General features: G+C 65.4%; 7 protein-coding genes. 3 read left to right on the forward strand and 4 right to left on the reverse strand.

Translation table 11 applies throughout. From position 1 onward, the window contains the following. Nucleotides 1-444 (forward strand): cytochrome P450 (locus V7P99_RS14490; protein ID WP_333795543.1); only part of this gene is annotated, 444 nt, incomplete at its 5' end. Between the two features lie 77 nt (nt 445-521). Here the strand turns inward: V7P99_RS14490 and ndk are convergent. After that, the gene (gene ndk, locus V7P99_RS14495; RefSeq protein ID WP_333795544.1) at nt 522-944 is read right to left on the reverse strand and encodes a nucleoside-diphosphate kinase; all 423 of its coding nucleotides are present in this window, start codon (nt 942-944) and stop codon (nt 522-524) included. 387 nt (nt 945-1,331) lie between these two features. Here ndk and V7P99_RS14500 point away from each other — a divergent pair, with 387 nt between their 5' ends. Both V7P99_RS14500 and V7P99_RS14505 read left to right on the forward strand, forming a co-directional pair. Further along, nucleotides 1,332-2,756 carry a DUF4339 domain-containing protein gene (locus V7P99_RS14500; RefSeq protein ID WP_333795545.1) on the forward strand — a complete coding sequence of 475 codons (1,425 nt, stop codon included), beginning with the start codon at nt 1,332-1,334 and terminating at the stop codon, nt 2,754-2,756. A 109-nt stretch (nt 2,757-2,865) separates the two neighbouring features. Further along, nucleotides 2,866-4,767, forward strand: coding sequence for an ATP-binding cassette domain-containing protein (locus tag V7P99_RS14505; RefSeq protein WP_333795546.1), 1,902 nt, complete (start codon nt 2,866-2,868; stop codon nt 4,765-4,767). A 25-nt stretch (nt 4,768-4,792) separates the two neighbouring features. Here the strand turns inward: V7P99_RS14505 and glyS are convergent, their stop codons facing one another. The 3 genes from glyS to V7P99_RS14520 form a co-directional block, all read right to left on the reverse strand. Next, nucleotides 4,793-6,946, reverse strand: a complete 2,154-nt coding sequence (gene glyS, locus V7P99_RS14510; protein WP_333795547.1) for a glycine--tRNA ligase subunit beta — start codon at nt 6,944-6,946, stop codon at nt 4,793-4,795. A gap of 172 nt (nt 6,947-7,118) precedes the next feature. Next, nucleotides 7,119-7,532: a hypothetical protein gene (locus tag V7P99_RS14515; RefSeq protein WP_333795548.1), complete on the reverse strand. Its 414-nt coding sequence runs from the start codon at nt 7,530-7,532 to the stop codon at nt 7,119-7,121. Further along, nucleotides 7,529-8,025: glycine--tRNA ligase subunit alpha (locus tag V7P99_RS14520; RefSeq protein ID WP_333795549.1), on the reverse strand; the 497-nt coding region annotated here is incomplete at its 5' end. The genes V7P99_RS14520 and V7P99_RS14515, both read right to left, overlap by 4 nt.

An 8,025-nucleotide genomic window follows, 5' to 3' on the forward strand; every position in this document is an offset into this window, starting at 1 on the left:
GCCGACTATTCGGCGCTCCAGTACACGCGCGCCGTCATCCAGGAGACGATGCGGCTCTATCCGCCGGTGTGGAGCCTCATCCGCATCGCCAAGGAAGCCGATGTGATCGCCGGCAAGGAAATCAATCCGGGCGACCGCATCGTGCTGTTCGGCTACGGCGCTCACCACAACCCCAAGTTCTGGAAGGACCCGGAGACGTTCCTTCCTGAGCGGTGGATGGACAAGACGCACAAGCAGGTGAAGTACAGCTACCTTCCGTTCGGGGCCGGCAAGCGCTCCTGCATCGGCGGGGCCATGAGCCAGGTGGAGAATACGCTGGCGCTCTCCATCCTGCTTCGCCGCTTCCGTCCCGAGTATGTCGGGCTTCAGCCGCCCGGCATCAACGCCACGGTGACGCTGACTCCGCGCGGCGGCCTGCTGTTCCGCGTTCGCGAGCTGAGCTGAGCTGAGCGTTCACAAAAAAATCCGCATAAAAAAACGGGCCCTTTCCGGGGCCCGTTTTTCTTTCGGCGCTGCCTGATTTAGCCGACGATTTCTTTGGCAACGAAGTTGAGCTTGATCTCGCGCGAAGCGGACTTCGGGCTATCCGAGCCGTGCACGGAGTTCTCGCCCTTGGAGAGCGCAAACTTCTTGCGGATGGTGCCGCGCTTGGCCTCGGCCGGATCCGTCGCACCCATGATCTCGCGATAACGCGCGATCGCGTCCTCGCCCTCGAGCACCTGCAGCACGATCGGCCCCGAGGTCATGAAATCGACCAGTTCCTTGAAGAAGGGGCGATCCTTGTGCTCGGCGTAGAATTCCCGCGCGAGCGTCTTCGTCCATTTAACGCGCTTCTGCGCGACGATGCGCAGGCCCGCCTTCTCGATGACGGCGTTGATCTCGCCGGTGAGATTGCGTTGCGTGGCGTCGGGTTTGATGATTGAAAAAGTGCGCTCTATGGCCATCGTTCGTCTCTTGAGCCCTCATTGAAGTCGAATTTTGGGTTGCGCCCAGGCGGCTTACAGGGCGCTCGCGGACAAGCCGGAAGGCAGCGCCTTAACGCAGCCAACATTCACGTTTTGCAAATGGGCGGAAATGCCCTGCAAAAGCCCGGATTGGGTGTTGATCAGTCCGCAATGTGCGGCAATCGCACAGACTGTCCGAACTGTCCATCGCTATCGCGTGAAATCTGAGGGATTTATCGCGGACATTCCTGTGGATGGTCGCGCAGCGGCTGCCGCAAGGCGCCGGGGACCGGGGACAAGCGGGTAAGGATAAGGGAATCGGAACCGGAGAGGTTTGAGGCGCGCGACGGCTTGAACCGGCTTTCTCACATCATGGTATGATTGGGCATGAGCGGATCAGACGCAGACATTCAGTGGTTCATCGCTCGGGACGGCAAGCAGCACGGCCCCGTTTCGGATTTCGAACTCAAGAAGATCATCGAGCTGGGCCATCTGAAACCGGGCGACCTCGTCTGGCGCCAGGGATTTACCGATTGGCGGACCGCCGCCTCCGTATTTCCGCAGTTCGCAGGAAGCAACGGCCCTCCACCGCCTGAGCAGCAGGCCACCTCTAAGACCGTAGAAAAGAAAGCCGCTGCTGCGGCGGCGTCCGAGCCGGGCTCGCAGCCAGCCGCCCACGGCACCACAAGCCAGCAGCAGCCAACCCTTGGCGCGTGGCATCCCCACGCACACGCAACGGAGGCCGGGGACGCGCCGAAGCATCCGAGCGAGGCGGCGGCGCGTATGGAGCACGCAGTCTCGCCCCCATCAGCGGCTGGCCCCGCCGCAGCGGGCAACGCCTCGGCCGCGGCCGCAGCGGCCCGAACGCCGCTCGCCGCCGACAATCGTAAGACCGTGGAGCGCGCCGGCGCCGCACAGCGCTCTTTTCCGGCCTTCACGCGCGGACGCCGGCTGGCCCTGGTCGCCACCGGCCTGCTCGCCATGACCGGCATCGGCGCGTGGTTGAGCAGCCAATATACCGATGAAGTCTTCAGCTATCTGCTGTTCGACGACAGCACCGACGCGGAAACGGCAACCGCCAGCCTCATACCGCAGCCGGAGCACCCGCAGGCGGCAGCCTCCATCGAAACCGCCGCGACCACCGCACCCGTCTCCTCGACGGAGAGCATAGATCGCAGCCTGCAAGGCCGAACCATGTGGGTTGCGGTGAAGCAGGAGTTTCCGGACTGGTATCAGGCCCGCGTCGCCGAGGTGGCGCGCCTTTCCGCACAGAGCGCAGAGCCCGACGAGATTACGCGCTACCTCATCGGCGAGCTGGTCACGCTACGCCGTGAGAACGCCCAGCACGCCCTTGCCGCCAGCACGGCACGCCACAAGCAGCTGGCCACCGCCTTCCTCGCTAATCTGAAGCGCCTTTCCGAGGAAAGCGGCGACGGCTGCTATGATTTCATCTCGAAAGGGGAATCGAGCCCAACCATCGTGGCGCGCCTCGATGATCCCGCCAAGAGTACGGAAATCGAAGCCCAGGTGGTGGCCATCGTCGGCGCCATCGTCGAGGGGCGCAGCCATCCGGCCGAGCATCAGGCTCCCATCAAGACCGATTACGACGTGCTTGCTGGCGAGCTTGGCCGTCTCGGCTGGACCCAGGCCGACATGCAGCTTTTCGCCGACCCCAAGGCGCTGGCCCAGGCTCCTCGCTCACGCGTCTGCAGCATGCTGAAGGACTGGTTCACGGCCCATCTCGCCATCGAGGATCCGAACACGCAGGAGCGCTTGCTGTTCGAGACCTTGAAGCCCGTCATCTCCGGCTAGAGCCGATCTCATTCGGGCGGGCTCACCCGAATGGGTGTGAAGCCGTCTCTCAACTTTGGTGGCCGGGCGCGTGACAAGCCCGCCCTGAGCGGCTATTCGCCTGCAAGCCATGCTGCATATCAACGATCTCACCTACCGCATCGAAGGCAAGCCGATCCTCGAGGCGGCAACGGCCGCCATTCCCGAGGGCCACAAGGTCGGCCTCGTCGGCCGCAACGGCGCGGGTAAGTCGACGCTTCTGAAGCTGATCGGCGGCGATCTCCACGCCGACGAGGGCGGCATCACCGTTCCGCGCGGCGCCCGCATCGGCCGCATCGCCCAGGAAGCGCCCGGCGGCGAGGAGAGCCTGATCGAATGGGTGCTATCGACCGACACCGAGCGTGCCGCCCTGCTCACGGAAGCCGAAACTGCGACCGATCCGACGCGCATCGCCGAAATCCAGATCCGTCTCGCCGACATGCACGCCCACGCCGCGCCCGCCCGCGCCGCCAGCATTCTCGCCGGCCTCGGCTTCGACGAGGAGGCCCAGCAGCGCCCGTGCGGCTCCTTCTCCGGCGGCTGGCGCATGCGTGTGGCGCTCGCCTCCGTGCTGTTCCTCGAGCCCGATATCCTGCTCCTCGACGAGCCGACCAACTATCTCGACCTCGAAGGCACGCTCTGGCTCGAGAGCTATCTCAAGTCCTATCCGCACACGGTGCTAATCGTCAGTCACGACCGCGATCTGCTCAACCGGGCGGCCGAGGCCATCCTGCACCTCGATCGCGGCCGCCTCACCCTCTATTCCGGCGGCTACGACGACTTCGAGGAAACGCGCCGCGCCAGGCAGCGCCTCGAATTGAAGCTCAAGAAAAAGCAGGATGACGAGCGCCGCCGCATCCAGGCGTTCATCGACCGCTTCCGCGCCAAGGCCACCAAGGCCCGGCAGGCGCAGAGCCGCGTCAAGTACCTCTCCAAGATGCAGCCCATCGCCGCGCAGGTGGAAGACCGCGTCGCGCCCTTCGCGCTGCCGAGCCCCGAGAAGCCGCTCGCGAGCCCTCTGATCCGCATCGAGAAGGCCGTCGCCGGCTATGCGCCCGAGCACCCCATCCTGACCAGCCTGGATCTGCGCATCGACCAGGATGACCGCATCGCGCTTCTCGGCGCCAACGGCAACGGCAAGTCGACGTTCGCGAAGCTCGTCGCCGGAAAGCTCGCGCCGCTCTCAGGAAACGTGTTCGGCGCTGGCCGCGTCACGGTCGGCTACTTCGCCCAGCACCAGCTCGACGAACTGAACCCGCAGGCGAGCCCCGTCGATTACATCATCCAGCTGATGCCGGACGCGACGGAAGCGGAACGGCGCACGCGCCTCGGCTCATGGGGCTTCGGCGCCGACAAGGCGGACACGAAGTGCGCCAATCTCTCGGGCGGCGAGAAGGCGCGCCTTTTGCTAGCGCTGACCGCCTTCCACGCCCCGCACCTTCTGATTCTCGACGAGCCGACCAACCATCTCGACGTCGACAGCCGCGAAGCTTTGATCCACGCCATCGCCGAGTATGAAGGCGCGGTGATCCTGATCAGCCACGACCGCCACCTCGTGGAAGCCACCGCCGATCGGCTATGGCTCGTCGCCGACGGCACCGTCCGCGCCTACGACGGCGACATGGATAGCTACCGCGCCGAGCTTCTGGCAGCCCGGTCGCCACGCGCCGAACGGCGCAACGGCTCAGAGCCCTCGGGCGAGGTCCGCACAAGCCGCGCCGACCAGCGCAAAGCCGCCGCCAGCCGCCGGGCCGAGCTCGCACCCTTGAAGAAGGCTATGCAGGCCGCAGAAAAAACCGTCGAGACGCTGACGGCAGAGCTGGCGAAGTTCGATGTCGAGCTCGCGTCTCCCGATCTCTATGCCGACGCGGCGAAAGCAAGCCGCATCTCACAAGAACGCGGCCAGACGGCGAAGCGCCTCGCCGCCGCAGAAGAGGCGTGGCTCGAAGCGACCAGCGCCTACGAGGAAGCCGAGCAGGAGGCGACCGCCTGAACGCCGACGCGCGACGGGTTAGCGGTTAGCCGGCGATCCGTGAGAAGTCGGCGACCGTCTGCGTCGCGGCGCGGATCTCGGAAAGGAGCTTCAGCCGGTTCTCGCGCAACGCCGGATCAGGATCGTTGACCGTCACGTCATCGAAGAAGGTATCGACCGGCGCCCTGAGCTCCGCCAGCGCCTTCATGGCCCCCGCAAAATTCTCGACGTTGATGGCTGCCTGCGTGTCGAACTTGACCTTGGCGATGGCGGCATAAAGACCGCGCTCGGCAGGCTCGGTCATGAGCGCCGGATCCGGCTCGCCGGCATGGCTCCGCTTGTCCTTCTTTTCCTCGATGGCGAGGATGTTGGACGCGCGCTTGACGCCTGCGAGCAGGTTCACGCCGTCGTCCGTCTTGAGGAATTCGCCGAGCGCCTCCACTCGTCTCACGATCAGGGCGAGATCGTCCTGCCCGCCGAGCGAGAACACGGCGTCGATCAGATCGTGCCGGGCGCCCTTGTCCTTGAGATAGACCTTAAGACGGTCGGCGAAGAAGGAGAGGAGATCAGATACGACGACATCCCCTCCCCCCTCGTGGGGGAGGGTTAGGGAGGGGGGGAACCCAGAACGCAAGCCGCCGGGATCTTTCTCACTCGGGCTCTCCCCTTCAGGGGATGGAAGAAGATGATCGCGGATAATCCTCTCGAGCGGCACCCTCAGATCGTTCTCGACCGCGATGCGGATCACGCCGAGCGCCGCACGGCGCAACTGATACGGATCTCCGCTCCCCGTCGGCTTCTCATCGATGGCCCAGAAGCCCACCAGCGTGTCGAGCTTGTCCGCCAGCGCCACGGCGATCCCCACCGCGTCGCCATCCTCCGCCTTGGGCACCGTGTCGGACGGCCCCTTCGGCTTGTAGTGCAGCTCGATGGCCCGCGCGATTTCGGGCTTGGTGCCCACGTGCTCGGCATAGCGGCGCCCCATCAGTCCCTGCAGCTCCGGAAACTCGCCGACCATGCCCGAGACGAGATCCGCCTTGCAGAGCTCCGCCGCGCGCCGCGCATCCTGCGGGTCGGCATCCACCGCGCCCGCAATCTCGAACGCTAGCTCCTTGATCCGCGCCACACGCTCGGCCTGCGTGCCGAGCTTCTCGTGGAACGTGATGCCGGCAAGCGCGCTCGCCATCTCGTGCAGCGGCCGCTTCAGGTCCTGCTCCCAGAAGAACTTGGCATCCGCCAGCCGCGCCCGGATCACCTTCTCGTTGCCGGCAACGATCTCGGCTCCGCCATCTGGCGCCGTCAGATTCGAAACCATGATGAACCGATCGGCGAGGCGGCCCGTCGCCGGGTCCCGCAGCGAGAAGCACTTCTGATGCGTCTTCATCGACGTGATCAGCGCCTCCTCCGGAACGTCGAGGAAGCCGCTATCGAACGTGCCCATGAGCACGACGGGCCATTCGGTGAGACCCGCGTTCTCTACGAGCAGGCCCTCGTCCGCGATCAGCTCGAGCTTGGCTTTCGCTGCCAGCGCCTCCGCCTGATCCTTGATCTCGTCGGCGCGCTCGGCCGCGCTCAGCATCACCGCGTGCGCCGCGAGCTTGTCCGCATAGTCCGCGAAACCCGAGACCTCGAACAGATCGTTGCCATGGAAGCGGTGCCCGCGCGTCGCGTTCGAGGCAACGACTCCCGCCGCCTCGAGCGGCACAACCTCGCCGTCGATCAGGCACACGATGGAGCGCAGAGGCCGAATCCACTGGAACGTGCCCGCACCCCAACGCATGGACTTCGGCCACGGAAACTTCGCCAGCACGCCCGTGACCACGTCCGCCACGATCTCTGCCGCCGGCCGGCCGGGTTTCTCCGTGCGCGCGACGTAATAGTCGCCCTTCTTCTCGTCGCGGACGATCTCCGCCTCGTCGAGAGACGCGAGCCCTGCCGCCTTCAGAAAGCCTGCCACGGCCTGCTCAGGCGCACCGACGCGCGGCCCCTTCCGCTCATCCGAAACGGCCGGCGAGTGGGCCGCCATGTCCTCGATCTTAAGTGCGAGCCGGCGCGGCGTGGCAAAGCCCTGCGCGGCGCCAATGGCGAGGCCCGCTGCACCCAGGCCTTCCGTCACGAGACGCTTGAGATCCTCGGCCGCGCGCGCCTGCATGCGCGCGGGAATTTCCTCGGAGAAGAGCTCGAGCAACAGTTCGGCCATGGGTGCCCCTTGAATTCAAGTCGCGGCCGCCCGAAGCGGCGCGATGCAAGAGACATACGGGGGAGACCGCACCCCGGCAACCCACGATGTCCCGCGCGAAAGACGCAGAAGGCCGAGGATGCATATCTCGCACCCTCGGCCTCGATGATGAACGGACGATGCCGGGCGCGCTTTAAGGACCGGCCGGCTCGGAAGGCGAGCTCGCATCCGGCTGGGCCTCGGGAGAAGCTTCGGACGGCGCTGCGGCGGGTGTCTCTGCGGCCGGCGCTTCGTGCTGAGGCTCAGCCTCCGAAGCAGCCTCCGGCTGCGCCGCAGGCGCAGGCTCCGATGACGCTTCGGTTTCGGGCACTGCGGCCGGCGCCGGCTCGGGTGCGGCTGCCGGACTTTCTTCCGGCGAGACCCCGATGTACGTGACGGCCGCCTTGCCGACATCCTCCACGGCTCCGGTGGTCGTCAGGTAGCCGAGGCCGATGATGAGAGCGGCAACGAACATCCAGAAGACCGGACGATAGCGGCCGAGCAGAATTGCTCCAATCAGAAGCGTGGGAACGCCGATTACGAGCAATCCAATTTGTGTCTCTGTCACGAACGGCCTCCATCCGTCTTGAGCCAAGCCGCGCAGCACGCCTTGGCGAGTTCACGCACACGGAGGATATACCCTTGGCGCTCCGTAACGGAGATCACGCCCCGCGCATCCAAAAGATTGAAAACATGTGATGCTTTTATGCACTGGTCATAGGCTGGCAGAGCGAGGAGATGCGCCCCGTCCGTCGCCCCGCGCTCGAGCAGAGACTTGCACTCCATCTCCGCATCGCGGAAGTGCTGCTGCAGGAGCGCGGTGTCGGCGTGCTCGAAGTTGAAGCGCGAATATTCCTGCTCCGCCTGGAGAAACACATCGCCGTAGGTCAGCTTGCGGTCGTCATGGCGCCCGTTGAAGTTAAGATCGAAGACGCGATCCGCACCCTGAACGTACATGGCCAGGCGCTCGAGCCCGTAGGTGATCTCAACCGACACGGGGGCGCAATCGAAGCCGCCGACCTGCTGGAAATAGGTGAACTGCGTCACCTCCATGCCGTTGC

Source organism: Hyphomicrobium sp. (assembly GCF_036780825.1).
GTDB lineage: Bacteria > Pseudomonadota > Alphaproteobacteria > Rhizobiales > Hyphomicrobiaceae > Hyphomicrobium_C.

Bases quoted from the DNA above. Each gene is read 5' to 3' on its own strand.
- ndk (WP_333795544.1), bottom strand. From the start codon at position 944: ATGGCCATAGAGCGCACTTTTTCAATCATCAAACCCGACGCCACGCAA.
- V7P99_RS14500 (WP_333795545.1), top strand. From the start codon at position 1,332: ATGAGCGGATCAGACGCAGACATTCAGTGGTTCATCGCTCGGGACGGC.
- V7P99_RS14505 (WP_333795546.1), top strand. From the start codon at position 2,866: ATGCTGCATATCAACGATCTCACCTACCGCATCGAAGGCAAGCCGATC.
- glyS (WP_333795547.1), bottom strand. From the start codon at position 6,946: ATGGCCGAACTGTTGCTCGAGCTCTTCTCCGAGGAAATTCCCGCGCGC.